Raw genomic sequence first — 26,247 nt, 5'->3', positions numbered from 1 at the left:
TCATGGCGCGGCGCTCCTCTATGGGATCAACCTAAAAATCCGATTTAACAATGCCATGACGGCGGCTGCCCATCAACCCGATTTTCCGGAGAGCCCTTATTGAATATCGATGGCCGATTGGATCGGTAGGGCACGCGCCTGTTGTCGATGATGGGATAGATGTAATTCACAATATGGCCATCCAGCATCAGAGCTTTGCTCATTTTCGTGAGTACAGGGGTGGGTATGAGCGCGCGTGGGAAGACAGGCTGTTTTGGTAATAGGGGAGTGACAAGGAGGGCATCCGATATGGCCGATTTCATCCTCTTCCCGCTGCGCGTCATCGACTCCGTAATCGGCCTTTTCGGGCAGTTTGGGGTCGTTGGTACTGCCCATCGCATCCGTAATAGATCGGTGAAGTTTAACCGACAGGGCATGGCCTTCTACCGTGCCGATCTCGACACAATCAAGGCGCCCCAAGCGCAAAAATGAGCGCCTATGGGGCGCAGAAAGACAAAATGCTATGAAGTGGCTTATCATTCATGTCCGCGCGATTTACTGTCGCACTTTCTCCAGCTATGTGCTGCTCGCCCTCTTCTTCGGCAGTGTGGCCTTGCTCCGCCCCGACTTGCTCCCCACGCCTACCCTCGAAGGGATCGGCCTGGGCATGTGGCGCCTGCTGGCAGCCGCTGTTGTCATCGCTTCCATCCGCTATGCCTACCGGCTCATGGTCAGCGCCGACGCCAAACACTGCCTTAACGGTGCCCAGCCCGGCGCATGAACGAACCTTCACCATTCCAGCCCCGCGCGTTTCCGGACGGCGGGGCTTGAGGCGGTAAAAGACATAACCAACCGAAAGAGGTGCACTTGTGGTTCTGGACGTGATCGCCGGCACAGTCGGCGCTGAGTTGGTGGCCGGTGCAATTCGGGGAGGCGCGGCGAAGCCGCACGATCTAAACGAACTTGTAACGGTGACGGTTCGCGTACCTCGTTCCGGCGTGTCGGCGATCGAGGAGCACGCCGAGGAAATGCGGGTCGCCACCGGTTACAAGCCCAGCATCCTCGATCGGGTGGTGAAGGCTTTCACCCGCAAGCCAACCAGGGCTTGAGAACGAGGATTTCCCGATGCTTGCCGAGAGTGTGAACTACAAGACCCTGGCTAAGGATGGCCGCCAGCTACTTGTTAGGCTGTACTCAGCTTATGCCACCTGGGGGATGGTTTTCATTGGATTTTCCGTTCTCATAGGAGTGGCGGTTGGCTTCTCCATCACGGGCATCAGTGCCGGTGTTGCGTTCCGCGGTCTAGGCGCGCTTGCCGTCGGTCTGCTGCTCATCGCCATCGGTCTACGTACTGCACCTGCTATTCGGCGATGGACCACGGGCCATCCGGACCTGATCCTCAGAGTTGGAGTAACCGTCTCCGCGCTCTGTCTGGGGCTGTTGATGCTCGGTTCAATCATCTTCGGATAAGTCGTGAATCTCGACCGGCACCACGAGAGAGAGGAGTGCGCCAGCATCGCAAAGTTCATCATCTACCGTGCCGCTGGCGGCGCCGAGATCCGCGCCCGCGTGCTGACTGCGCGCCGGGACGGCAGCCAGGCCGTGGAGGCGTTGTTATTCCACCAGGTCGGCGCTGGCGTGCCGGACCTCATTGGTGACCGGCAGCGCGTGCCGACGGCCGAGGTGGTCAGCTATGAAGAGGACCCACAACAGTGGCAGACCGGCAAATCCTGATAAGCGATCCCGACCTCGAGGCAGCGCATCGGCACCTCGCCGCCCAGCCCTATAGCAAAGCCGCTAGCATGCCGGAATGCTGGAGCCGCCAGCACGTGCTTAATTTGGTGGCGGGAGCTATCGGCGATGCGCCCAAGCCGGATTGCCTCTATCCGGTCGCAAGCGGGCTGTGGGCACTGGTCAAGCCTGTCGGCATCGACATCGTTGACTGGCCGGCTCACGACAGCAGGCTGCAGGTTTGGCTTCTTGTTCGTCCAGCGAATACAGACCCTGCCAGCCTCACCGAGATCACCAGCGCCTGCCGGGGGTACACATAGGAGAAGACACGCGCCACTGTGGAAAGACTCGCACATCACCGAGCTTCGCACAGCTCTGGACACCTCCCAAGCCCGGTCGCGCGTGCGGATCAACGCCATGCCCAAGGGGCACGGTGCTCGCAAATCCCTCGCGCCGCAGATAGCCCGAGTGAATGCATGAACCATGGGGATCACAGGTGATTGTCATAACGCTAAGTCATAAGTTCCGGAAGGCTCCGGTAAGCGTCCAGGTGCGACGGACCGGCTCCGGAAATCTCAGCTTCGAGTTTGACGGTGTGCGTCACGTGCTGACCAGGGACGGTCGCGTTCTTCAACGTGTGGGCGGGAGTTCAGGCTCGCCATCATGGGACGTCTCGCCGGTTCTGACGTCGCCCCCGCTGAAGTCGTTGTCAGCGTCGCCCGCCAAACCGTTTGCCACCAGGTACCCCAACCACGGAGGCCGGCGGAGCCCGTGAGGATCGCAATGGTCGACGCCCCTGAGATTGAGCTCAGCGACCATGCAGTGCAACGCTTCAAGGGCAATGTCCACGTTCCTATCAAGCCAACCGCGCCGGCGGAGGTCGGGTTTGCACCCGGAAGATGGCAGCCCCGAGCGTCACACCGTGCGCAGTTGGCGCATTCCCTTGTTGATGGCGCCGCGGCTCTCCTCCCTGCGATGGTCTTTCCTTTGGCCAATACCGCGTCTCCGGAGTAGAGTTCGCGGCTATGCCGCTCCTCGCCTTTTCCGCGTCTGGCGTTCGCTTCCCGTCTTGGTCCATGACCAACGCGGAATGGGACGCGCTTAAGGCCGAGTACCGGGAGCTGAGGCTGACCGCGAGCTGCTGCTCCAACGCTGTCGTCCCTGTGGTCTCCTCGCGGGGGTGGAGGTTCTACCGGCACGCTCCCGGTATCGTCTGCGACCATCGGGAGTCGCCCGAACACATAGTGGCGAAGACGCTCGCTGCTCGCGCCGCGGAGAACCTTGGATTGGACGTAACGACGGAAGCCTGCGGACCAGATGGCCGCTGGCGCGCAGATGTGCTGATACGACACCCAGCGCGTGGCTGGAGCGTTGCCCTCGAGATCCAGATGTCACGCTGCCCGTTGGACGAGATCGAGCGCCGGCAAGCGGCCTATGCAGCCGAAGCCGTTCGTGGTGCGTGGCTGGTCGGATTCCGACTGCCCGACTATGAGCCCAATCGCGATCTGCCGCTGTTCCGCTTGGTGTCCTTGCGCGATGGCATCCTGGACCCATGGGTAGACCGCGGCGACGGTGAGCCCACTTCCATCAGCGACTTCGTGACCTCGTTGCTGACCCGGCGCGTGGTTCTTCGCGAACCGCCCTCGCACACGCTATCACTGTCAGTGGTTGGCTCCCCCTCGACGTGCTGGAGATGCTTTCAGCACCAAATCCTGCTCGTGAGCTTTGTGAACGCGCCTGCTGGCGTGCTTGCACCCAAGGGATGGCTGTTGGCCAAGGATCTGGCGAAGGTTCCAAAAATCCATACGGCTTACCGGCAGGTTGTGCCGATGTTGCTGCGGACCGTTCCCGACCTGACCGTGTTGCGGCCGCCGCGGCGCAAGGAGGCACAGCCCGATCTCCAAGCATACTGTCCGACGTGCGATGCGCCGCAATCGCTGCATCGGTTGAGCCAGGACCTGCTGGATCCTCTGCGTCAGCGGTGCTGGACGTTGCAGGAGGGCAGAGAATGGTCACTGCGGGAACGGGTTCGACCGCGTTGGGATTGGCCGGATGGACCGGTGATGGATTGGCCATAGTGGAGCGCTGGGGTCTGATTGTGCCGTCTACTGGTGCATCAGCAGCGTCCGTGTCCGACGAAGGCGCGGGACCAGCAGCGGCGACACTGCCCGGCCATTTTCCTTCCGCCACCAGTCGGGCCTTCATCGCATCGAAGCGAGCGATTTCGGCGGCCCGCTCCACACGCCGGCGCTCCTCCAGGGCGGCGCGTTCCGCATTCGTCAAAGGCCGTGGGGCGGCGAGAAGCGGTGGCATCTCCAGACACCGGCGCAAACGGTCGCGCTGCTGACGGGCTTCGGCAACCAGCTTCTCGCAGATGGCCCGAACCTCACCGGGGTAGGGCGAGCGCCGGTTGGCGGGGGTTCGGCGCCAGATACGGCACGCTTCCTCCACAGCCCAGAGCGGATACTCTTCGATGTCCTGGCCCCATTGCTCTGCAATGTCCTCTTCCAGCTCCGGTGCCCGGTCCGACTGGCGATAGTAGGAGAGCAGCACGGCGATGGCGCGCATGGCCCGGGCGTTGGACTGCCAATCCTGCGGCTGCAGGTATCCGTCGAAGGCCGCCAGAGCCTCTTCAGCGGCTGTGCGATCGGCCGCCGGAATTGGCTTGGCCCGCCAGGGCTTCTCCGCGGTGCCGAGAAACTCCGACCGGTACCGGACAGCGTCCTTCGGATCGGCCGGTTCAGCCGACGTGAGCAAAATCTGCTCGGCGCGCAAGAGCCGCTCGAGCCCAGGCGTCAAAGCGGGCTTGGCCGGCGGACGGTTGAACGCCACCACTTCGCCGCGCCGATCGCCTGCCGGTGTCGTGGCCGGACGCGGAGCGGTGGGAAGCGTGATTGGCGGTACGGTCATGGTGCTTGATCTCCTTCCTGATCCAGGAGCGGAAAATGGAAGAGGGGTCGGGGAGGGGCTGGCTGCGGTAGTGGCGGACAAACTTTCGGACCACGAAGGCCACGTCCTCGGATGAGAGATCGGGGCGGGCCGTGGCGGCAAACGTCAGGTCGATCTGCGAAGGTGCCCAAGTGTCGTCGAGCGGAGCTGGTGGCTCTGCCGCGGCTGGGTTCGGGGTGCCATCGTCGTCCGCATCGGTATCTCTCTGCGGCGCACTGGTGCGCTCAGAAGAGAGAGATTCTTGATGTTGTTCGGGGTGTTCTGTGTCGTCGTCGGCAACAGTGACTGGCGCCTCGTCAACAGCGTCGTGCGGGCTGCCTAACAAGCCATCCAGCAGCGCGCCGTGCCCGGGGAGCTGGTAGGTGCAGACGCGGATCTTCGGATTCGGATGGCGGCCCTTCACGACCAATCCCAGGCCGACGAGCTTCGCGAGCACGGTGTTCACCGTTGAACGGTTGATCTTCAGCTTGGTTGCGATTGTCGTCTGCGATGGCCAGGACAAGCCAGTGCGGTCCGAGTGGATACTCAGGACCGAGAGAACGCTCAGTTCGAGCACTCCAACATCGGGATGCTCGAGGTAATGCGCGGGCAAAAGCCCGACCCTCTGCTTGGAATCTTGTCCCATGCAGTCGCTCCAATTCTGTAGAAGATCGGCAATACGCAAACGTTCCCAAACTCTAAGAGCTTAGGTGAGTGGTATCGTCGGACCTCTTATTCTGTCGTTCATGCACGGCTCCACGTGGGAGCCTAGCGCTACGTCTGGACGATCATCGCGGCGACTTCCTTTCGGACTGAATGGCAGTCTACGATTCACACAGAACGGAGCGTGTCGGATCAGCCATTATGGCCTCCGATCCGTCACCGTGACGCCGCGTGGAGCATAAAGGTGGATGGCCGCTCGCCAGAATATTCCACGGTACGTCACGGTGACGCCGCGTGGAGCATGATGGCCCGATTGACACGGCCCAGTATGCTCCACGCGGCGTCACCCCCTGGCGAATCGCGGCAATTGTCGAGGTGAAGTCGGGTTGTGACGCCATTATACCCCACGCTGCGTCACTCCTGCTCTTATCCGGCCGCTGCGCTCTCGGCCAACGACGAGGTGACGCATAGGGGGCTATGATGGCGAGCTTTCAAGGCATCCAGCCCATTGCCCTGGCAGGGTGACGGATCGGAGGCCGTAACGGCGGCGCCCTGTGCGAACTTGAAATCGCAGTCGAGGCAACGGATTCGAGGCCAAGGCGGCACGTTTGGACGCTTACACTTCCTGCATCTCGTCGTTGGAGTCGTCCGGGGCGTCGCTTTTGAAGGGGGCTAACGGATGGAGCGGCGCAGGAATCTGATCTTGGCAATGGTGCCGGCACCCGAGAAAGACGACGATTTTCAACGTCTTTACCCCGTATCGCGGGGCATTCTTGGCGTGTATCGTCGCGGTCAGACGGCAGCCTTGGAAACCCAAGCCTGGCCCGATGAAATTTGGGACTGATTGAGGAGGTGTCCTGGAGTTGCGCGCAGGGAAGCGCCGCCTGAGGGGTGGCTGCCAGCATCGGCGATCCGTTTGGGAGCCAAGATAGCCTCCAGCGCGTCACTATGACGTGTCGGGGGCCATAATGGCGTGGCGACGTTGCCCGATATGCCTTCATGGCCGCGGACACGACACCGTGACGTCGCGGAGGCTATCTTGGCGCGACTCGTGTTTGCCATCATAGCCCCGAACACGTCACAGCGACGTGCCGGAGGGTATCTTGGCGCGCCAGTCACGGCTCAGCGTGATCGCAGTTGCTGACGGGTCGTGGCCGCTGGGTTGCCGGCTGTGATGGCCCTCTATCGTTCACCGTGACGTACCGGGGGCTATGATGGCGCCGTCCGTCCTTCAGGATCGCCTCCAACCCGTCACTGTGACGGGTTGGAGGCGATCTTGGCTCGCGCTGGACTCACACCTTTATAGCCCCCTCTGCGTCACCATGACGTGCCGGAGGGCATAACGGCTGTTCGAGCGCCGCCATTATGCCCTCTGATGCGTCACCCAAGCCGTATGAGCCGTCGTAAGCCGGTTGCCATTACAGCCTCCGGGGCGTCACTATGGCTGCGCCGGCACGAACAACACTTGAAGGGTCATGGAGCGGGGAACCAAAGCTGTAGCGTCAGCCGCGGGAGCGGAGGGGACTTCGGCTGAGCTGCGTGTCCAGAGGGGCGCGCACACGGTCAACAGCCCGAGGCGGAGTCCGCTGGCTGTTTCCAATTGGCTCCACGGCGATCCCAGCTTCTTGAAAGTCCGCGAGCTGATCGAGGTCTTGGACCCCGATTTGTCGGTGGTGGATCGCAAGCTCCTCGATGCCATGCTGGCCCATGCGTCCGATACGGTGCTGAGCGACGCGGTGACTGGTGTTATGCCGCCTGGAACGCGCATCTATTCCGCCCTGGCGACCGACGTTAAGCGAGCGATGGGGTGGGAAAGCCACAAGAGCAACACCCGAATTCTGACCGCCGCCAAGAACCTTCAGAGCTCGGTCATCACAATCGGGTATTTTGCTCCGGGGGATGCCACTCTTCGTCACCGTAACATCTCCCTGATCACGCTCTCGGAAGTCCCGGAGAGCCAAGGCGTGATATACTGGCGCTTTAGCCCCGAGGTGGAAAAACTCCTCTCCATGAAGGGGGAGAGGTTCCTTGTTCAGCTCAAGGTTCTCGCAAAGCTGACGTCGGGTTACAGTCACCGGCTTTATCAGCTTCTGTGCGCTAACACCGACCGTGAAACCCTCTCTTGGACCGTCTCCGTTGGAGATCTGAGGCAGGTGCTGAACGCTGCCGCCGAGAGCTACGACAAATGGGCGGCCTTTGAACGTCGGGTGTTGAGGGTCGCCGTTGATGAAATCAATGAGCACGCTGCGTTCAACATCCGCTACGAGCTCGTGCTGCAGGAGCGGACCAAGAAGCGCACGCACATCCGCTTTATTTTCGAAGGACCGGCGTCGGCATTGCCGCCGGCTGAAACCGAAACCTTCTTGGAGGAACCCACCGGCCAGTTCGTGTTTAACCTGCCGGCTGCCGACGTGAGTATGCCTCCCCCGGCGACGGTGGCTGGGAAGCTGGGGAATCGGGTGCGGAGCCGCTACCGGGAACAGTTTCCAGGGGCTCCCATTGATGAGCTGATCGACCTGTGGGCCAACTGGTGTGTCCGACATCGGATCAGGACGGAGCGCCCGCCCAGGATATTCGAACGTTGGCTGAACACCGTGTTCGGAGATCTTGCGGCGGAGGCCAGCGAGGGTGACGCCTCGGTGTGGTCAGCAGCGTTCAGCCGGGACCTCGACCAGCCGGTGTACCGTGTCATGTTCGCGTTGGGTGGGATGGTCGCCAGGCAACGCCAACTTTGGCTGACCCTTGCGAAAAGCAAACATGGGGACAAGTACCCAAGCAGGAAAATGCCGACGGTCTCTCTGGACTGCGCTGACTTCTACCTCTGGGTCCCGCTCATCCAGGACGAATTTCTGAAAGCCAATCCGGTCTGACCGGGTGTCGTTGCACAGCGCGCAATCTGCATTTCAAATCCGGTGCTGGGGAGACCGGAGTGGCGGCTCTCCCCGGATTTCGGTGCGGCTGCCTACCCCTCGGCCTTCGTCGTAGTCGAACGACCAGCCGCTGGTATGAAGTCGTTGCGCAGCGCGGCACATCCTCTGCGGCGCGTCTCTTCCAAGGTGTTCGTCGGCGGCCCGCTCGTGTTGTGAATTACGGTCCAGTCCTCGGCGCTCAGGCGACGGCCTTCGCAGAACTTTGTCCACGCGGAGCGTTGCGTGTCGACGGTCCGGCTGGCCGGCGGTTCCGCGCCCGACCGGCCCGCCGAGAGCTTGATCGGCATGGCGGATGGCGCGGGCAGTGCTTCGCGCTGGATGCTCGTCTTAGCGCCGTTCGCCGCGGCCTCGGCCTCGGCCTCCTTCAGCCTCGACAGGACGCTGTTGATGTCCAACTCGGACCCGGTAGAGGGAGCCGTGTTGCTCAGGTTTGCGCCGAGCGGAGCCACCGTGTAGGCCGCATCCATGGCAATGACGTGCTGGTAGCCCTCGCCACGAACGGCCGCTCCTCCTCTGCGCGCTCCGACCCAACCAACGCGAGCCTCATAACGCGGAGGCGTTGTTTCGGCCCCTGCGGAAGGCAGCAAGGGGGCCTGCGCGGTCGTCTCAGCGCAACCCGCAAGCACGGTCCCCACAAGCAGGATGGATGCGTAGATGGTTAGGCGCACTGGAACCTCTCAGTATTGAATCGCCTCGGAAGCAAGCCGGAGAGTAGCGGCTAGCAGCCTGACCGCGCGCCGCCGAAAGGCGACGTTTTTCAGCGTCTTTCGGTGGCGAGAAACAGCGGACGAGTTTGGTAGAGATTCCCCATGAAGAAGTGGATTTCAGACCTATCAGACAAAGCGCGCCGCTGGGCCTTCCCGGGCTACTACGTCCATGCACCGCTCGTGTCGAAGCCGGAAATCGACGTGGATGAGGAGGTGCCGCGCTACCCTCCCTACGAGAAGGGGCTGCCGGTCTACAGCACCGAGCGCCTGATGCGTCGGCAGCCGGAAATGCTCGTCAAGATCAGGCAGACGTTCTCGTTCCCGGATGAGGATTACGACCGGATCATCCTGCCGATGATCGAGCGCTTCGCCGCGTATATTCACCTCCTGCCGTCGTCCGAGCATCATCATCACAAGGGGGCGGGCGGCGCGTTCCGGCATGGGCTGGAGGTGGCGTTTTCAGCGGGGCGGTCGAGCGGCGCGCACATCTTCATGCCGGAGGGCACCCCCCTGGAGCGCAAGCGCGTGGAAATCCGCTGGCAAGCCGCGATCTTCTTTGCCGGCCTGCTCCACGACGTCGGCAAGCCGATCACGGACGTCGAGGTGGTCAATGCCGATGGCTCGCTCATGTGGAGCCCCTATTCTGAGACGATCAGTGAGTGGGCCAACAAGCACGGCATCGAACGTTACTTCCTGCGATGGAAGCGCAACCGTGGCAATGAACACCGCGTTCTGGGAGGCTCCATTGCCCAAAGGCTGATCCCCAAGGAGGTGATTCACTGGCTGAACGAAGGCGGCACCGAGATCAACCAGACCCTGCAGCTCTATCTGTCGGGGTCGGAAAGACTGAAGCACCTCCTGGCCGACCTTGTCACCAAGGCGGACGCGGCCAGTGTCGAGCGTGACCTCATCGCCACCGGCCACGGGAAGGTCCGTGATCCGGGATTCGGCGTCCCGGTCGAGCAATTTGTACTGGATGCCATGCGGCGCCTGCTGGCCGATGGCACATGGAAGATCAACGAACCGGGGGCGCGGGTCTGGGTTGTGTCCGACGGCATTTCGGACGGTGTCTTCGTGGTCTGGAAGCGGGCGGTCGAGGAGATCATCGAGCTGCTGCAGAACGACCGCATCCAGGGCATCCCGAGAAACCCCGATACGTTGGCCGACATCATGGTTGAGCGTGACTTGGCGGTGTCCAAGAAGCTCGGGAACCAGGTGTTCCGGTACTGGCCGGTTTGCCCAGACGTCCTGACCACTAACGGTCAGCCGGTACGCCTCCTGATGCTGCGGCTCCAAGCTCCGTCGCTTCTCTTCTCCGAACCGCCTCCCTATGTCGGGGCGCAGATCGATCCGCCGCCACCGCAGCCCCAACCCCATCCGACAGTCCCGGTGGGGCCGTCCGTCAACTCGAGCACAGGAGCTGCGCCCCCAAGTCCTGCACTGGCGACGCCAGCGGTCCCGCCCCAACACTCGGTCCCCACGCCACCGTCTCCGGTTTCGCCGGCGATCGGCAACGCCACGACGCTCGCTGGTGCCCATCCTTCCGCGGCTGTGCCCGCCGTGTCCGTGGTGCAGCCGATCCAAGGGCACAGCCATATCCCATCCGGTGCGGTGGTGAGCAAGCCTAACCTGGCTGCTGGTGCGCAAAGCGGAAAGCCTAAGGCGCCTGCTGTGACGGTGAGCAAGCCGTCGGCAGGCGGCCTGACCAAAAGCACTCCCATAGCGGCGGCCGGCAAGGAACCGGTACAGTCGGTCAATCGCAATCCGCGTCAGGACGACGAGTTCTGGCACGTGGACGACGACGATCGCGTGGGCAACGATGATGTTGCCCAGCCGACGTCGTCCGCCACAGCGACGGTGGTCGCCGCTGTTGCGCCCCCTCCAGCGTCCACGGAGCCAGCCGCATCCACCCCGAAGGCTCAAGCTGCTGTGACCAAAGCGCGGAACGAACTGGTTGGCCATGGGAAGGCTGGTCGTCTGCTTGTCGCGATGGCCGAGGACATTGCCGCCGGCCGCTCCAATTGGGGAGAGCGCATCGTCCAGGTCGACGGGCACCTGCTGGCTAGGCTGCCCGAGGGATTCATGCCCTATCTGCGGTTTGAACTGTCGGCTGACGAACCTGATGCCCAACCGGTTGAGCTGGCGTGTCTGCTGAGGGACGCCGGATGGGTGGTCAAAGAGCATCCCGACGCTGCGACGTCGATGCGTGTAATCGCCGGCATCAGGGGCGTGGTGATCCGCACGGATATTGCCGCGCTGGTGGAGGTTGTCGCCGGGGATGGGAGTTGTCCTTCGACGACGGAACGAAGGATCGAAGCCCCACCGCGGGCAACTCAGCAAGGTTGCAAGCGGGATCAGAGCGTACCGCGTCCTGCACGGGTGACGGCCGGTCCGACAAATGAAGGAAAGGTCAGGAAATCAGCCAATGATCTGGAAAGGAACAATGAAGTTCCGACTGAGAAAAATACAGGAAGCGAGCCGCGGACACCGGAAGCGGAAGATCAAACAGTATCCGCAGCTTCCTATCTCCTGGCCTGGGCCCGGTCTGATCCTTGCCCAAGTGGTGTAAAAGACCATGGAGCCTTTCGAGAGGTGCCAATGGACGTGGTGAGTGCGGTAGCTCGTAAGCACAACGTGGGGACTTGGCACCTGCACAAAGCCTTAGGGGCGCTCAAAGGGGTCCAGCTCACTGATGATGTTTACATGATCACAGCGCAGGAGACGAACGGTGGTTGAAACCTACGAGATGCCCTGGCGCCCAAATTTCGAACTGGTCGCCGCGACCGGGTGGGGAACGAGCGCAGCACTGTGCTTGACCCTTGGCGCCGCGTCCGGTTTGCCCATGTCTCCCTTCATCTGGATGGCCGCGCTCGGCGGTGGCATGGGGGTGCGCCGTGCTCATCAGGCGTGGCGGCACCACCTTAAGAAGTCCCGTCTCGCGGGAAAGCGCCTCAAGTTTGCCTCGATCAAGGAACTTCAGGCGAACATGAAGGACGGAGCCATCTGGCTTGGGAACGGCTTCGAATGGGATCAGCCGCACACTCAATTGTGCTACGAGATACTCAAGCGCGACAAATCCAAAATCCTGCCAAAAGTCGAACAGATGGGAGCCCCGTGGATTCATGGGGTTTCCATGACCGAAGAAGATTTGCAACTGCCCATCAACGACACGAAGGGCCATCTGCTTATCGTTGGCACGACGGGATCAGGCAAGACGCGCCTGTTCGACTTGCTCGTCACACAAGCCATCCTGCGGGGTGAAGCGGTCATTATCATCGACCCCAAGGGGGACCGGGAACTGCGCGAGAACGCTCGGCGAGCCTGCGCGGCGATGGGGAAACCGGAGCGGTTCGTGTGGTTCCATCCGGGTTTCCCGGAAAAGAGCGCCCGCATCGACCCCATGAAGAATTTTTCACGCGCAACAGAGCTGGCGAGCCGCATCGCCAACCTGCTGCCTGGCGAGGGGCCGGCCGATCCGTTCAAGAGCTACGCGCAGATGGCTCTCAACAACGTCGTGCAGGGCTTGGTTCTGACCGGACGGCAGCCGAACCTTGTCAACATTCGTGCCCACCTTGAGGGTGGACTCGACGATCTCGTCATCCGTGCGATCACGATTTGGTGCGATAAGCATATCGACCTGTGGGAGGACGAAGCGAAGCAGTTCTTGGCCAACCCAAAGGACGGCAGGGCCATGGGCCTCATTCGATATTATCGGGCCAAGGTCCATCATCGGAAGCCGAACACCGACTTGGAAGGGCTGCTCAGCATGTTTGAGCACGACCGCACCCACTTCGGTAAGATGATCGCCTCGCTGCTTCCGCTCCTCGGGCAGCTCACGTCCGGGCACATGGGTGGCTTGCTTTCGCCAAACCGCAGTGACGACTTCGACGAGCGCCCGATCGCCGACATGGCGAGCGTCATCAACCTGGGCCAGGTCTGCTACATCGGCCTGGACAGCCTGACCGATGCGATGGTGGGCTCGGCCATCGGATCGATCCTGCTCGCCGACCTCGCCAGTGTGGCCGGCGACCGTTACAATTACGGCGTCAACAATCGGCCCGTGAACATCTTCGTCGACGAAGCGGCAGAAGTGGTCAACGACCCGCTGATCCAGATCCTGAATAAGGGCCGCGGCGCCGAGCTCCGACTGCTCATCGCAACGCAGACCTTCGCTGATTTCGTAACGCGACTGGGCTCCGAGCCCAAGGCCCGCCAGGTGCTCGGCAACATCAACAACCTGATCTCGCTGCGCGTCACCGACAACGAGACGCAGACCTATATCACTGATGGTCTGCCAACGGTGCGGGTCAAGTACGTCATGACGACGCAAGGATCGTCCATCGGGACCGGTGGTCACGAAACCATGCAGTTTGGAGGCAACGCCGGCGAGCGTCTCATGGAGGAGGAAGCGGAGTTGTTCACCCCGGCGCTACTGGGCCAGCTCCCCAATCTGGAATACGTCGCCAAAGTCTCGGGCGGACGCCTGCTCAAAGGCCGCTTGCCGATCCTCAAGGAGTAGCTGGCGCGATGCTCGCCATGGAAGCCACCATGACGCTCGGGCTGGCACGCCCGTCGTCCGATGATCCCTTCGACATGCTGCGCACCTTCCGCGCTCAGCGCAAACGCATCACAGCTGTCATTCGGCGGCTTGAGATGGACTGGCCGTGCAGTGCGGAGATCCAGTGCCGGCTCGCGGAGTACATCACCGATGCCTTCACCGCGCCGCCCGCAAAGGGGAGGGGAGGGCCGATCCCATTGCTGCACCGTGTTCTGGACAGGGGCTTCGATGCCTACAATGCGGCGCTTCTCCAGAGCGACGATCAGCGCTTTCTGGCCTTCACCGACGCCGCCTTTTCGGAGGTGGGGCGGGTCCTCGCCGGGGTGACCGTAACCGATCGCGACAATCGGACGTGGGCTCCCAGCAGGGGCGCTCCGCTGCTGATCTGGCTGGGCTCGGGAGGCAATCAGGTGGAGCGCTGCACTCTGCAGAGTGGCGATCGCACCCAAACGTCGGCGGCGATCACGTCCGCCGTGGCTGGCTTCGCGTTGACGCAGGCCCACCGTGAAATCTTGATGGAGATCCGACATGGCGGCTGAGTCACAGAACGCCACGTGGGCGCGTTGGGTGCTCTGGTTCATTCTCGGCGAGTTCGTCATGATCGCCATCCTGACCCCGATGCTGGGGCGGGATGCTCTGGACTGGCTGACGCGCGTGGAGCGGCAGTGGTCCCTTGCCGAGCTCGGGCTGAACGCGACGCTGTGGGTCGAAACAAGTGGCTTTCGGGCCTACGCGACGATCTTCCGCGACACTGGAGCCGAGCGGAACGTCTACGAGTTCTTTCTGCCCACCCAGGACCTGATCGTGGAGAGCCGCGGCTTGGAGGCTCTGGGGGCGAACGTCTATTTTCCCATGGTCAAGGCCGGCCTGGATGCCCTGTTCGGCTCGCTCCAGCGTCTGTTCGTGCGGCTTGCCGCTGTGGTGCTGTGGCTTCCCACTGTGCCGCTGTTCCTCGTCCCGGCGGTGCTGGATGGGATGATGAGCTGGCGGCGTAAGCAGTACACGTTCGATTATCCGTCACCGTTGGTCCACGGCTATGCGGCCGCGGCGGTGAAGTGCCTGCTGGTCGGCCTGCCGCTGGCACTCCTCTTGCCTGTGCCGATCCCGCCGTTGCTGGCACCATTCTTTTTCATTGGCGTGAGCCTGCTGATTATGGTGGTCGCGTCCCACACCATGAAGCGGATTTGACCGCGGCCGAAATCTACGGAGCGTGCGTCGAGTTTGAACGGGATGGGGCCGGAGGTCGTCTTCGGCCCTTTGCCATATCGGCCTCAACTCGCCAGCGTCGACGTTGGAAGAGGAGGAAACGTTGGTGCCTCACGAGGCATGTTTGACCGTTCCGCGCAACGGAGAAAAGCGTTGATTTCCGGCGTCTTTCAACGGCGCGAAGCCGGCCCGAAAACGGGCATAACTGTGCCAGACTTGTAAGGGGATTGGCACATGGAGCCGATACAGCTTCCGAGACAAATCGATGAGCCGCCCACAGTTCTACTGTGGAACACCGATGAGTTGGCGCCCATTGTGCTACTCCACGTCATCGGCATCATCACTGGGAATGTTCTGATTCTGACCGCGCTCGGCTTTGCCGCTTCATCTGTCTACAAGAGATTCCGTGACGGGCGGCCGGACGGTTACTTGCAGCATCTCCTGTACTGGATCGGGTTGATGCCAACGAGCGCGCTGACGATCCGCAATCCTTTTGCCGATCATTACAAGCCTTAAGTCGGGATACCCACAGATGCATTTGAAGGAATTCCTGGCTTCCTGGCACGGTGCCAAAGCTGAGAACAAGTTCCAGCGAACAGCCAATCTCGGTCTTCTCGGCGTCACTCTCCTGCTGGCCATCAACGCCATTGTGAAAGACAAGACCGTGGTGATCGCGCCGCCGGAGCTGAGCAAGGCAGTTGAGATCTCTCGCTCGGCCGCCAATCAGGACTATCTGGAAGCCTGGTCCTGGTCCACGTCCATGCTGCTCGGCAACATCACGCCAGCGAATGCGGATTTCGTGCGCAAGGGGTTGGAGCCGCTCCTGTCTCCGGACATCTTTCACGGCGTCATGAAATCCGTCGAGAACACCATCGCGGACATCAAGCACAACCGGATCACCGCGCGCTTCGACCCACGGAAAATCACCTACGAGCGCGAAACGGCCAAGTACTTCGTCACCGGCTATCGCGTCGTGTCGGGCCCCGCCGCCGATGAGAAGCGCGAGGAGGCAACCTACGAGTACACCTGGACGGTGAGGGACTTCCGGCCACAACTCACCTCGGTCACGAACTACCAAGGGCCCGCGCAGACCAAGGAAGAGACAGACCGCCGGCGGCAAATTCAAGAACGAGCCCAGCGGATGGAAGAGCTTAAGGCCCGCAAGAACCAGGAGAGCAAGCCGTGATGCGGCCTCAACGTATCGTCCTCGCGGGCGTGAGCGCGTTCGCCATCCTAATCGGACAGCAGAGCGCATACGGGCAAACCGCCGATGTACCAGTCGTGCCGCTGAGCGAGATCGAAGCTGCCTACGACGGACAGGCCAACGCCTCGACCCCGCAATCCGATCTCGACACTCTGCAGCGGGCCATCCAGGAGGAGATCCAGACACGCGGTGGACAGCCCACTGTCGCGCTCCCCGCGCCCGCGACCAAAGACGCTGCGATTGCGACCACGGGCCCGAACGTGCCACGTTCCGCGGCCGCGGCTTCGTCCGGTTCCACGCAGGCCTCGCTCCGCACCGGCGTCCCGGCCACCTCGAAGGTGGACAGCGCCGTGGAACTGCCGACCGTTCCATCCAACGTGGTGGTTCCTGGTGTGGCACGGGCGCCTGAGGATCTGGAGGCGCTGACACAACCGGCTGTCATCACCATCCGCTCCGGCACGACGGAACTGCTGGCGGTGGCCGAGGGGCACGCCAACCGCATCGTCACACCCTTCGCCGAGCCGGCGGTCATGACGACCAGCGATGCCAAGTTTAAGATTTCCGGGAACGTCGTCTATGTTTCCACCAAATCCCCCGCGACGATCTTTATCACGCCCAAGGGTGACGAGTCGGTAGCGATCCCGCTCGCGCTTGTGCCCCGGCGCATCCCCCCGCGCGAAATCCGCCTGGAGATGCCTCGTGGCGGGGTCTGGAATGCGTCGTTCTCCGCCGCGGCGGCGATGGGCAACAAGAAGGCACAGAGCTGGGAAGAGAGCCAGCCGTACGTCGAGACGCTCCGCGGCATCATGCGCGACATGGCTCTCGGCACTGTGCCCAGCGGCTACCAGATGCGCGACATGGATCCTGGCGAGGCTCCCACCCAGTGCGCGGGTCCGGTGAACCTGACATTCCAGTTCGCCGGCGGACAGGTGATGGAAGGGTCACACCTTCAGGTCGTCGTCGGCGTCGTCACAAACCGATCGGGATCGTCCATCGAGTTGGCCGAGCCTTGGTGCGCCGCCCCCAACGTCGCGGCCGTCGCCTACTGGCCGCACAACGTTCTTGCCCCCGGTCAATCCACGGAGGTCTTCGTGGTCCGTCGTCCAACACTCCCGTCGGACACGGACACACGCAGGCCGTCGCTGTTGACAAAAGCGGGAGCGGTCCGATGAGCCTCCCGAACATCAATGAGATCTGGCACAACACGAATCCGACGATCCGACGTGTCGTGACTGTCGGCGCTATCGCCGTTTGCTTGGTGACGCTCGTCGCCATTTTCCAGCCGTCCGATAAAGCCCGCACCTCGCGGAAGGATCCAACAGCGGTCCAAGAGAATGTCCTGCTCGACAAGAACACCCGGCAGGTGACGCTCGACAGCATGGCCGCAAGGATCGGAAACCTTGAGGACAGCCTGGCCAAGAAGGAGCAGAAGATTGAGCGTCTTGAGGAGGACCTGAAGCGCAAGCAGCGAGAGACGGCGCCTGCCACCGACCCGGAGCGCTCTGCGACGGAGATGCAGCTTCAGGAACTGCAGAAGCGCGTCGGGGATCTTCAGCAGAAGGTGGCGGACCAGGACAAGGCTCCCACACCAGCGCAGGGCGGCCAGTCGGCTAGTGACCGTGCCACCATAGAGCCGGGCAAGCGTCCGGGTTCGACTTCGGGTGCGACACAGGCGGGCTCTCGACCACACGCTGCGCCGCCGACTCCGGCTGAGATGTATGAGAAGGGAGCCCAGCCTTCCGGGCAGGTGCAGCCAACGAGCGGCACAGCAGCAGACCGCACGGACACCGCTGTCTCCGCTCCGCAGGCTGCCGCCGACATTCGCGTGGTGGTCGAGGAGGTGCCGGATACTCCAGCGGATGAAATGCAGGACGAGACTGCGCAGAACTACCTGCCGGCCGGCTCCATCTTCTCCGGAACCCTCATCACGGGCATGGACGCCCCGACGAGCAACAACGCCCGAAGGGAGCCGTTCCCGGCTCTCTTGCGCATCAAGCACGATGCCATTTTGCCGAACCGCTGGAAGGCGGACGTGAAGGAGTGCTTCCTCCTCGCGGCGGGCTTCGGTGATCTGTCCTCCGAGCGCGCGTATCTGCGCGGCGAAGTCATTTCGTGCGTTACCAAGCAGGGAAAGGTACTCGAAGCGAACTTTCCGGCCTATGCTGTCGGCGAGGATGGCAAGGCCGGTGTCCGTGGACGCCTCGTGAGCAAGCAAGGCCAGGTGATCGGCCGCGCGTTGATGGCCGGGTTCCTGGACGGCGTTTCGAAGGCATTCGATGTCAAGCCTGTCCCAGTCCTGGCGACCAGCAACACGGGCAAAACCCAATATGCGGACGTGTTCGCGGGTGAACAGTCGCTCCGCTCCGCGGCATTCGGCGGGGCTTCGAGCGCGCTCGATAAAATTGCGCAATTCTATCTCGACATGGCGAGCAACATCTTCCCAATCATCGAGGTGGATGCAGGTCGCAAGATCGACCTCATCGCGACCCGTGGCATCAGTCTGACCTTCAAGAAGAAGGGCAAGGAGCAGGCGCTCCAAGATATGCGGCTGCCCGGCCAGGGCCAACCCAACTCCGGGGGAGGAGGGGGCTCAGGCCTCCTTGGGTCGATGTTTGGCTTCGGGGGCAACGCCGGCGCCACCGGCACCACCAGCACCGGATCTCGGCAATGATAGAGAACGACGTTGAAAACCGCCGTCTTTCTCTGGCGCGAAAAATCCAAAGACGCGCCAAACTGCGCCCGAACCAAGGTTGCGAGAAATGAGCGTAAAAGCCTCGAAAGTCATGGCCTGTTTGGTGCCGCTCCTCTTGGGCGCGTGCTCCAGTCTCGGCATTGGTGAGAGTGAATTCTCATGCTCCGGGATGCCGCAGGGTGTCGCCTGCAAAAGCGCCCGTGAGGTTTACGATCTGACCAACAGCCGTGACGTGGTGAGCGGCGCCATGCTGAGCCAGGAGGCCCGGCGAAAGACCGAGGCTGCGGCGGAGTCCGAACTGGTCCAAACGATGCGTAAGGCGGCTGCGACCGACCCCGCAGCGCTCGGAGGGGCGCCGGTCGGCTACGGCGCGATGCCCGTGGCCTACACCGATGATGGCCGTGTGCCAATTCGCACTCCTGCCGTTGTCATGCGTGTTTGGGTTGCCCCGTATCAAGACACGAAGGGTGATCTGCATATGCCCGGCCTCGTCTTTAGCGAGGTCGAACCGCGCAAGTGGCAGGTTGGTCTGCCTGACGCGGCATCAGGTTCCCCGTCGGCTTTCCGGCCCCTTGAAGCGACCGCTCCCAAGGCTAAGCCCCCGGCCAACGATAGCGCCCCGGCCCGGCCCGCCAAAGTCGCGGACAAGGCGGAGCAAATTTCCTCCCCAATCCCCGTCAAGCAAGGGAAGTAAGCACACCATGAAGCATCGCATTCATCCCAACGCGCAGGTTGCGCTGGCGCTGGCGCTGATCATCACCTTCACTGCGGGCGATGTGCTCGCGGGTACGGGCGGCACGGCCTTCGACGACATCTGGCTGACGCTGACCGATTGGACCCAGGGAACGCTGGGCCGCATCATCGCCGGCTCCATGGTCGTCGTCGGCTTGGTCGGCGGCGTCGCGCGCCAGAGCCTGATGCCGCTCGGTCTGGGCGTCGGTTCGGGTATGGGCCTCTACAACACGCCGACCGTGATCGACTCCATCATGACCGGCACGCTGCCCGTGCAGGTCGCGGAGATCACGTCGTCGGCAGCTGTGGCGACCGCGGTGATTCCCCTCTGAGCCAATCCAGACGGACGGCTGGCCGGGTGACAAGGGTGCTTCCACGCCGGGAGCGCCCTTTTTCATTACTGACTGGACGCTCAAGCGAACGCTAACGCTGAGGGTTCTCTAGGGGTCCGGACTCATAACCAGTAGGCCACAGTTGCCCCGATGTGAACGGCGGCGGCGAGGATCGAAAGCAGACGGACGCTTCTTGTCTCCCCTGTCGTTGCGTCGGGCCACCGATCCGTCGTTATTGGGCAGCCACCTCCGTCACATCGCGGTAGCGGAGCGGGCGGTAACCGATCAGCGCGCCCAGCCGATACGAGGACTCGCACACGCCACCGCAGGACACCGCCGACTCCATGGTCTTCACGCGGTAGAAGCCATCCGTCCGCAGCGACAGAAAAACGCGGACGTGGCTGCCGGCTAGGTTCAGGATATCTCCCTTCCGGAGATCTTCCCAGCGGGGCACCAGGTTGGAGATTTTGTGCAGGCTCGACGTCTCGTGATACGGGCTCCGCCAGACCTGCGCCACGAAACCGGAGCAATCCAGTCCAGTCGATTGCGGAGTTATGCAGTAATTATGAATCTGAGCACGGCAGGTGCAAATGTCTCCGGCCAATTTCCCATTGCGCAGATCTTCACGAATTTTGAACAGGTCCGAGTGCCCGCCCCACTTGTACGGAATGCTCTGCACGGTCGCGCCGATCTGGCCGTTGAGGCGCGCTGGACGCAGCCACATCCTGTTCTGTGCCGGAGCACAGACGGAAGTATCGTCGCGGCCGTAGTTCGCTCGCGACAGGACGAAGCGTTCGTCGAGCAGACTGCGGGCGATCTGTTCCATTTCGTTGCGGCTCACCGGTCCAGCCGCCCCGCGTTCGACCGGTGCAAGGCTGCGCACATAGGCTTCGAAGGGGGTTTCGCGATCATCCAGCATCGGCTCCGGCACCGCCGAGCCCGCCGTCTCGCCGACGCCGCGGGAGACCGTATAAGTCAGCCGCACCGTCACCGCCTTCTTGTTCACGATTTTGATGAAGGAGGTCGTGCCATCCGCCGCGAACGCCAGGAAGCGGTTCGGGAGGCGGCTCGCGTTGGCCAGCGGCAGTGGTGCGGCATCGAGGTAGGAGCCATCCGGCGCGTAGCGCAGGACGGTCATCCGGATCTCGTAAACTGGCCTGTCCTTCAGCAACTCCTCGATCAGGATGTACAGGCGCTGGCTGCTGTCAACGTGCACCAATTCGGCGGCGGATAGGATGTCGTCGCCTTCCACGGTCATGTCTCGCTGCTTTGGCGCCACCGGCAGATTCGACAGCGAAAGCCGGCCGGTGCGCTCGTTCACCCGGGCGAAACGCCAAGCCACCGGCCCGTGCGGCGTCGCCAGCTTCGCGCCGCCGGGCAGGTCGCCATCCGGGCCTCGCTGAACGGTGAGCGGTGCCTCCGTGCCGTCCGCCAGTTCCAGCCGCACGTCGTCCGCGGCGGGGACGGACAGCTTGGCCTGCTTGAGGTCGATCGTGGCCGGGACCGCCAGAACGTCGACCCGGCGACCACTGCCGTCGAGCTTGACGACGCGCCGCAGCGCGGCATCGAGCACGTAGATGAAGCCCGCTTCCACGACCATGTCGGTCGGCTGCGCCACCCCGGTGAGCTTGATCGGCTGGCGTGGCATGCCGTCCGGACCGAGCACCTGAATGGCCGCCGCGGGAGGATCAAGCACCAGCGACTGACCGCCCTGCCACGGCGCGATTGCGGTGGGCCCTAGCGGTTCGACGTTCGGTGGCACGTCGGGGACCGCGAGGCCAACGGCTTCCGTCTCCCGTGCCGGCTCCGGAGCGCGGGCACTCTCTGATAGTGTGGTCTGGTCGGTGCAGCCAGCAGTGAACGCGAACACGGCACTGCCGAAACCGATGGCGAAGAGGCGGTTACGAGACTTCATGACCACTCCTGTCGACATGGGAAGAGAGACCGGCGCCACGAAGGTCGGGCGACTACTGGCCCGGCTTCACGTCGAGTTCGATCAACCGGACCCACGACCGCTCCACGAGAGGGACTACGCCGCCGCGAACGGACGGTAATGGGAACCCAGCGTTTTCGAACAGCATCGCGATGTCGCGTTCTCCACCGCGCGACCCCCGGCGGACTGGGTCGGAAAGGAACGTTAGGTCGAGGTTCGGCTGGTCGGGTTGCGCTTCGACGGCGATGAGCAGAAGGCGCTCACGCCCTGCCGTACCCGGTGTTCCGTCGCCGCTGGCGGTCACGATCCTGACCGGGGCCGGCCGCAGCATGCCGGTGCCCGGACCGAGGCGGTTGAGCTCTCCCCCCCTGGGAAACATGGCGCCGATGTTGTACCGGGAGTCGAGATACAAGACGGTCAGATCGGCATGTCGGCTGCCCGTGTTCCTAACTGTGATGTCGAATTCGTCTCCATCGCGGACGGCCAGCGGCGGCCCCTCCGTGGCCACCGGTTCCCCTAGGCCAGCGCCGCCTCGCCTCAGCCTTACCTCCAGGTTCAAACCGTCCAGCGGACCGCGCTCAAGTTCGCCAGCGACGCGCAGGACGTTCAACGCCTTGACGGTGCGGCTTAGCACCGCCTGCACCTCGTTGCGCACCCATGCCTCATCCCCTTGGATCGCCACCGACGCGGCCGCCGTCGGCCCCTCCTTGACAAGAGAGACGTCGGTCTGTGTGAACCACAGCCGGCCATCCTCCAAGAGAAGCCGGACATTGACATCGACTTCGCTCGGTCCGGTCCACACGACCTGTGGAGCGTTCATGGCGTCTAGGATCCGTTGTATGCGGCGCTGATCCGCCGAGGGGTTCAGAGGGAGGGATGGCTTACTCACCCGAACCGTCAGCGGCACGGCTGGCGCCACGAGCCGCGCGACGGCGCCGTGCAGCGCCGCCCTTGAGAGCTCCGGCTTGCCCGCCCGCCGCACCGGCTTGACCGTGCTGGTGAACGGCCGGGTGCTGACCACTTGGACGTACCCGACCGCCGCGTCATCCCGCCCCACGGCCGTCGGCAGAATGGCCAGAATACTGCCCTTGCCGATCAGGTGCATGCTGCCGGCGGGCATGGTGATCGAGCCGTCTTCCCGCCGGGCGAGCCGCCATTGCCGCTCGCCCGGCGCGTCGCCGCTCCAGGACTCGTCCAGCCCGGGGCCGGCGAAGGCTGGAGTCGGGCTCGTCCTGCCGCTCTGGGCATACAGCTGAAGGACCTGATCCCCGAGCCGTCGGAAGGCCGCGTCGGGGGCACTGAGGATCGCCTTGGCGAGATGGAAGGTGAAAAGGCCGTGCTGGGTCGCCTTCGGGTCATCACCCGGCAACAAGTATTCCGGCGTGGTCTCGGTGGACTGGGCGGCGAAGAACGCGGCGTAGCCCGCCAGCGAGCCGTTGCCATCCAGTGTCAGCGGGACGGCAGCCGTATCAACCCCTCGCGAGGTGATGCCGCGCGCCTGGGCGGCGGTGATCTCCGTCTGTGGGATGCCAAGCTCGGTTTCCACGACAGACCGCACCGTCACGTCGCCGCGCGCCAGGTATGCCGAGTGGCAGGCGTCGAAAATCGCCCAGACGAACGCTCCTTTCGCGCGGATCGCATCGATGCGCTGCCGGAACTCGTGGCTCACGATGGCATTCTGCACCGCGCGAATCGACCCATCCCAGCGCCCGACGTCCCGCGGCAGAAAAATCGCGTCGAAACCGTCGAACGAGCGCTTGCCGATGTCCTCCGGCTTGGCCGGCTGCCGCGACCCATGACCGGCAAAGTAGAGCAGCACCCGGTCGCCGCTGCCGGCCTGCTCGGTGATCTGGTCAAGATGCGCGAGGATGGCGGCGCGCGTCGGCGGGGCGGCGCCCGTGATGCCGTCGGCCAGCACGGTGACCTCCCGGTTCTCAACGCCGAGCTTTCTCAGGGCCGTGCGCATCAGCTTCACATCGTTCACTGGCCCCCTCAGCTGGCGGTGTTCCGGCAATGACGGGTACGCCGACACGCCGACGAGGAGTGCGATATCCCGAGCCTGAACGGCAGACGCGGCGAGCCCGCACAGACTCACGACGACAACGGCAAAGGCGGCGCGTAAGCGCTGGACCGTGAACAAGCGTTTCGGCACGATCGTGGTCTCCCTCTGACTGGCCGGTCGCATTCACGGCCGGGCATGGGATGGACGTGACGCTACCGGACGGTCTTGACGATCAGAGGCTTTGCCAGCTTCTTCGGCGCGCCCGTCGTGCTGTGTGGATATTGAGCGTGTAGGGTACCAGCGCACTGCCCACAGGATCACCTCCGTCGTGAACTGCCGGCCCCTGATTGGGCTCCTCCCGCTGGGTATCGCCGTGTCACCCCAGCCCTTGAACGGGGGGCACCTGATAGCCACCCGTCGTTAAATGTCGCAACAGAGTTGCATTTTAATCCAAGTAATGGTGGATATTCACAGATTTGTAACTACGCGAATTATGAATATAGTTACAGTATCACATAGGGGATGGAATCGACGATTCTCTCGTAAGGCACAACCCTTTGACTTTTCTTGGTCATTAGGAAGATTTAATTGGTACTCCAAATGACGGATGTGATTTCGCATGGTTATCGGCTATGGTTTTTTCGGTGGTGGCTCTAAATAGATTTGCGTTTTCCGGTTGATCGTCGGTGGCTTTATGCATCGACTAAGAGACGGAGGACACGAGCATGCGTGCATTCATTGCCTTAGCGATTGGATCTGTCCTCCTCGGCGCCGAAGGTACGCTGGCCAGCTCCTCATCCGCTTATCTGAGCTGCCGCGACGCCGCGGCGCTGCCCGTCACCGGTATAGGGGTATCCTGGAGCGACCTGGATGCTGCCGCCGCGGTGAAGCTCTGTGAGGCTGCGCTCGCCGCTGATCCGGAGAATTCACGCCTGCTGGCCTACGTGGCCCGGGCACTGAGGAAGGCTGGGCGGATTGATGAAGCCTTAGAGGCTGCCCGCCGTTCTGCTCTAGCGGGAGATCCAGAGGGACAGACCAATCTCGGCAATATGTTAGACGGCGATCTCGGGGATGAGAAGTTGCGGGATGATGCCGAGGCAGTGCGATGGCTCCGGCTCGCGGCCGAGCACGGCCATACTGTAGCGCAACACAACCTCGGCAAGATGTATGAGCAGGGCCGGGGCGTGTCCCAGGACGATGCGGAGACGGTGCGCTGGTATCGGCTCGCCGCCGAGCAGAGCTATGCTCCGGCGCAGACGAGCCTCGGCTGGATGTACGATCAAGGCAGGGGCGTGCCGCGGGACGACGCGGAGGCGGTGCGCTGGTACCGGCTTGCCGCCGAGCAGGGCGACGCATCGGCGCAGATTAACCTCGGCGTGATGTCCGAGCATGGCCGGAGTGTGCCCCAGGATGATGCGGAGGCGGTGCGCTGGTACGGGCTTGCCGCCGAGCAGGGCGACGCTATCGCGCAGACCAACTTCGGTAGAATGCACGAGCAGGGCCGGGGTGTGCCGCAGAACCATGCGGAGGCGGTGCGCTGGTACCGGCTCGCCGCCGAGCAAGGAAACGCCACCGCACAATTCAACCTTGGCCGGATGTATGCGAAGGGCCGCGGCGTGTCCCAGGACGACGCCGAGGCAGTGCGCTGGTATCGCTTGGCAGCTGAGCAAGGCGATGCCACCGCGCGGGCCAGCCTCGGCTGGATGTACTCGGAGGGTCGGGGCGTGCCCCAGGACGATGCCGAGGCGGTGCGCTGGTACAGACTTGCAGCCGAACAGGGCAGCGCTGAGGCGCAATTCAATCAAGGCGTGATGTACCGGGAGGGCCGGGGGGTGGTCCCGGACTATGCGGAGGCGGTGCGGTGGTTCAGGCTGGCTGCAGAGAAGGGCCTCGCCGCTGCGCAGGCCCGCCTCGGCGCGATGTATGCGCAGGGCCAGGGCGTACCGCAGGACGACGCCGAGGCGGTGCGCTGGTACCGGCTTGCCGCCGAGCAGGGCAACGCTGTGTCACAGACTAACCTCGGCTGGATGTATGGTACGGGTAAAGGTATCGGCCAAGATTTCGTAGAGGCGCTCAGGTGGTACCGAGCGGCGATTAAGACTGACTTCATCAAGGGGACGACAGGGCTTTTCGACTTCCTAATCAGGGCGGAGCTGTTCGAGGCAGCGATGGAGACAATTATCGAGGCTCATAATGATCCTCGAATGCAAACTCTTACTGCCGAGGAGCAACGCATACTACGGTTGCGCCTGAACGAAATTATGGAAAGATGTAGAATTTTCAAGCATTCCGGAGAACGAAGCCTAGCTTCGCTCGAGCGTGTCGCGGAGTTTGGGATATCGCAAGTCGCCTTTATTCTTGGCAACGCGTTCGAAAACGGAGAGGGGATATCTGCTGACCTCGGGGCGGCGGTGCGCTGGTACCGGCTTGCTGCTGAACAGGGCGACGCATCGGCGCAAACCCAGCTCGGCTGGATGTACCAGAAGGGCCGGGGCGTACCGCAGGACGATGCGGAGGCAGTGCGCTGGTATAAGATCGCCGCCGAGCAAGGAAACTCGGCTCTCCGGAAAATCGGGTTGATCCGGGGTCAAATCGCATCCTCCTCGATCAGCCGCGCCAAGGTTGATAGGTCGATGCCGAAGTGGACATC

The 26,247-nt window shown here is 62.9% G+C and carries 22 protein-coding genes; 18 read left to right on the top strand and 4 right to left on the bottom strand.

Annotation, left to right across the window (positions count from 1 at the left end):
* The first annotated feature begins 288 nt into the window (after window positions 1-288).
* The 6 genes from FHW79_RS31150 (at window position 289) to FHW79_RS31125 (ending at window position 3,788) form a co-directional block, all read left to right on the top strand.
* Entirely contained in the window at window positions 289-471 is a 183-nt protein-coding gene (locus tag FHW79_RS31150; protein WP_183182497.1) for a hypothetical protein, read from the top strand.
* Between the two features lie 31 nt (window positions 472-502).
* Window positions 503-760, top strand: coding sequence for a hypothetical protein (locus FHW79_RS31145; RefSeq protein WP_183182496.1), 258 nt, complete (start codon window positions 503-505; stop codon window positions 758-760).
* Between the two features lie 88 nt (window positions 761-848).
* Complete coding sequence (locus FHW79_RS31140) at window positions 849-1,088, top strand: hypothetical protein (protein ID WP_183182495.1); 240 nt, start codon at window positions 849-851, stop codon at window positions 1,086-1,088.
* A 16-nt stretch (window positions 1,089-1,104) separates the two neighbouring features.
* Entirely contained in the window at window positions 1,105-1,449 is a 345-nt protein-coding gene (locus tag FHW79_RS31135) for a hypothetical protein (protein ID WP_183182494.1), read from the top strand.
* A gap of 3 nt (window positions 1,450-1,452) precedes the next feature.
* Entirely contained in the window at window positions 1,453-1,713 is a 261-nt protein-coding gene (locus FHW79_RS31130) for a hypothetical protein (protein ID WP_183182493.1), read from the top strand.
* Window positions 1,714-2,735: 1,022 nt separating this feature from the next.
* A complete protein-coding gene (locus FHW79_RS31125) occupies window positions 2,736-3,788 on the top strand; it encodes a competence protein CoiA family protein (protein WP_348984326.1) in 1,053 nt (350 codons plus the stop codon).
* A gap of 662 nt (window positions 3,789-4,450) precedes the next feature.
* On the opposite strand, the gene FHW79_RS31120 is transcribed toward FHW79_RS31125, so the two are convergent.
* Entirely contained in the window at window positions 4,451-5,284 is an 834-nt protein-coding gene (locus FHW79_RS31120; protein ID WP_183182491.1) for a helix-turn-helix domain-containing protein, read from the bottom strand.
* Between the two features lie 1,642 nt (window positions 5,285-6,926).
* Between FHW79_RS31120 and FHW79_RS31115 the strand changes: the two genes are divergently transcribed.
* Window positions 6,927-8,171, top strand: coding sequence for a replication initiation protein (locus FHW79_RS31115; RefSeq protein WP_176025390.1), 1,245 nt, complete (start codon window positions 6,927-6,929; stop codon window positions 8,169-8,171).
* Between the two features lie 92 nt (window positions 8,172-8,263).
* Here FHW79_RS31115 and FHW79_RS31110 read toward each other — a convergent pair whose 3' ends face one another.
* The gene (locus tag FHW79_RS31110; protein ID WP_183182490.1) at window positions 8,264-8,698 is read right to left on the bottom strand and encodes a hypothetical protein; all 435 of its coding nucleotides are present in this window, start codon (window positions 8,696-8,698) and stop codon (window positions 8,264-8,266) included.
* Between the two features lie 342 nt (window positions 8,699-9,040).
* Between FHW79_RS31110 and mobH the strand changes: the two genes are divergently transcribed.
* From mobH to traA, 10 genes are all read left to right on the top strand, one after another.
* Window positions 9,041-11,674 carry a MobH family relaxase gene (mobH, locus tag FHW79_RS31105; RefSeq protein WP_183182489.1) on the top strand — a complete coding sequence of 878 codons (2,634 nt, stop codon included), beginning with the start codon at window positions 9,041-9,043 and terminating at the stop codon, window positions 11,672-11,674.
* A 10-nt stretch (window positions 11,675-11,684) separates the two neighbouring features.
* A complete protein-coding gene (gene traD / locus FHW79_RS31100; RefSeq protein WP_183182500.1) occupies window positions 11,685-13,457 on the top strand; it encodes a conjugative transfer system coupling protein TraD in 1,773 nt (590 codons plus the stop codon).
* Window positions 13,458-13,465: 8 nt separating this feature from the next.
* On the top strand, window positions 13,466-14,035 hold the full coding sequence (locus tag FHW79_RS31095) for a hypothetical protein (protein WP_183182488.1): 570 nt from the start codon (window positions 13,466-13,468) through the stop codon (window positions 14,033-14,035).
* Window positions 14,025-14,684, top strand: a complete 660-nt coding sequence (locus FHW79_RS31090; protein WP_149650968.1) for a DUF4400 domain-containing protein — start codon at window positions 14,025-14,027, stop codon at window positions 14,682-14,684. Before FHW79_RS31095 ends, FHW79_RS31090 begins: the two co-directional genes overlap by 11 nt.
* Before the next feature lie 252 nt (window positions 14,685-14,936).
* On the top strand, window positions 14,937-15,218 hold the full coding sequence (gene traL, locus FHW79_RS31085; protein ID WP_149650969.1) for a type IV conjugative transfer system protein TraL: 282 nt from the start codon (window positions 14,937-14,939) through the stop codon (window positions 15,216-15,218).
* Window positions 15,219-15,234: 16 nt separating this feature from the next.
* Entirely contained in the window at window positions 15,235-15,888 is a 654-nt protein-coding gene (locus FHW79_RS31080; protein WP_183182487.1) for a TraE/TraK family type IV conjugative transfer system protein, read from the top strand.
* Window positions 15,888-17,078 carry a type-F conjugative transfer system secretin TraK gene (locus tag FHW79_RS31075; protein WP_247884707.1) on the top strand — a complete coding sequence of 397 codons (1,191 nt, stop codon included), beginning with the start codon at window positions 15,888-15,890 and terminating at the stop codon, window positions 17,076-17,078. The genes FHW79_RS31080 and FHW79_RS31075 overlap by 1 nt, the downstream gene beginning before the upstream one ends.
* Window positions 17,075-18,577 carry a TrbI/VirB10 family protein gene (locus tag FHW79_RS31070; RefSeq protein WP_211108569.1) on the top strand — a complete coding sequence of 501 codons (1,503 nt, stop codon included), beginning with the start codon at window positions 17,075-17,077 and terminating at the stop codon, window positions 18,575-18,577. The genes FHW79_RS31075 and FHW79_RS31070 overlap by 4 nt, the downstream gene beginning before the upstream one ends.
* A gap of 88 nt (window positions 18,578-18,665) precedes the next feature.
* Window positions 18,666-19,292, top strand: coding sequence for a type IV conjugative transfer system lipoprotein TraV (gene traV, locus FHW79_RS31065; RefSeq protein ID WP_183182485.1), 627 nt, complete (start codon window positions 18,666-18,668; stop codon window positions 19,290-19,292).
* A 7-nt stretch (window positions 19,293-19,299) separates the two neighbouring features.
* Window positions 19,300-19,662, top strand: coding sequence for a TraA family conjugative transfer protein (traA, locus tag FHW79_RS31060; protein ID WP_247884705.1), 363 nt, complete (start codon window positions 19,300-19,302; stop codon window positions 19,660-19,662).
* 232 nt (window positions 19,663-19,894) lie between these two features.
* Here the strand turns inward: traA and FHW79_RS31055 are convergent, their stop codons facing one another.
* Window positions 19,895-21,577: a hypothetical protein gene (locus tag FHW79_RS31055; protein ID WP_183182484.1), complete on the bottom strand. Its 1,683-nt coding sequence runs from the start codon at window positions 21,575-21,577 to the stop codon at window positions 19,895-19,897.
* Window positions 21,578-21,629: 52 nt separating this feature from the next.
* The gene (locus FHW79_RS31050) at window positions 21,630-23,747 is read right to left on the bottom strand and encodes a caspase family protein (RefSeq protein ID WP_183182483.1); all 2,118 of its coding nucleotides are present in this window, start codon (window positions 23,745-23,747) and stop codon (window positions 21,630-21,632) included.
* 575 nt (window positions 23,748-24,322) lie between these two features.
* Here FHW79_RS31050 and FHW79_RS33460 point away from each other — a divergent pair.
* Window positions 24,323-26,247 (top strand): SEL1-like repeat protein (locus tag FHW79_RS33460; RefSeq protein ID WP_183182482.1); only part of this gene is annotated, 1,925 nt, incomplete at its 3' end.

It is taken from the genome of Azospirillum sp. OGB3 (genome assembly GCF_014192915.1).
In the GTDB taxonomy this organism is placed as follows: domain Bacteria; phylum Pseudomonadota; class Alphaproteobacteria; order Azospirillales; family Azospirillaceae; genus Azospirillum.
This window is presented reverse-complemented; position numbering and strand designations above follow the sequence as displayed.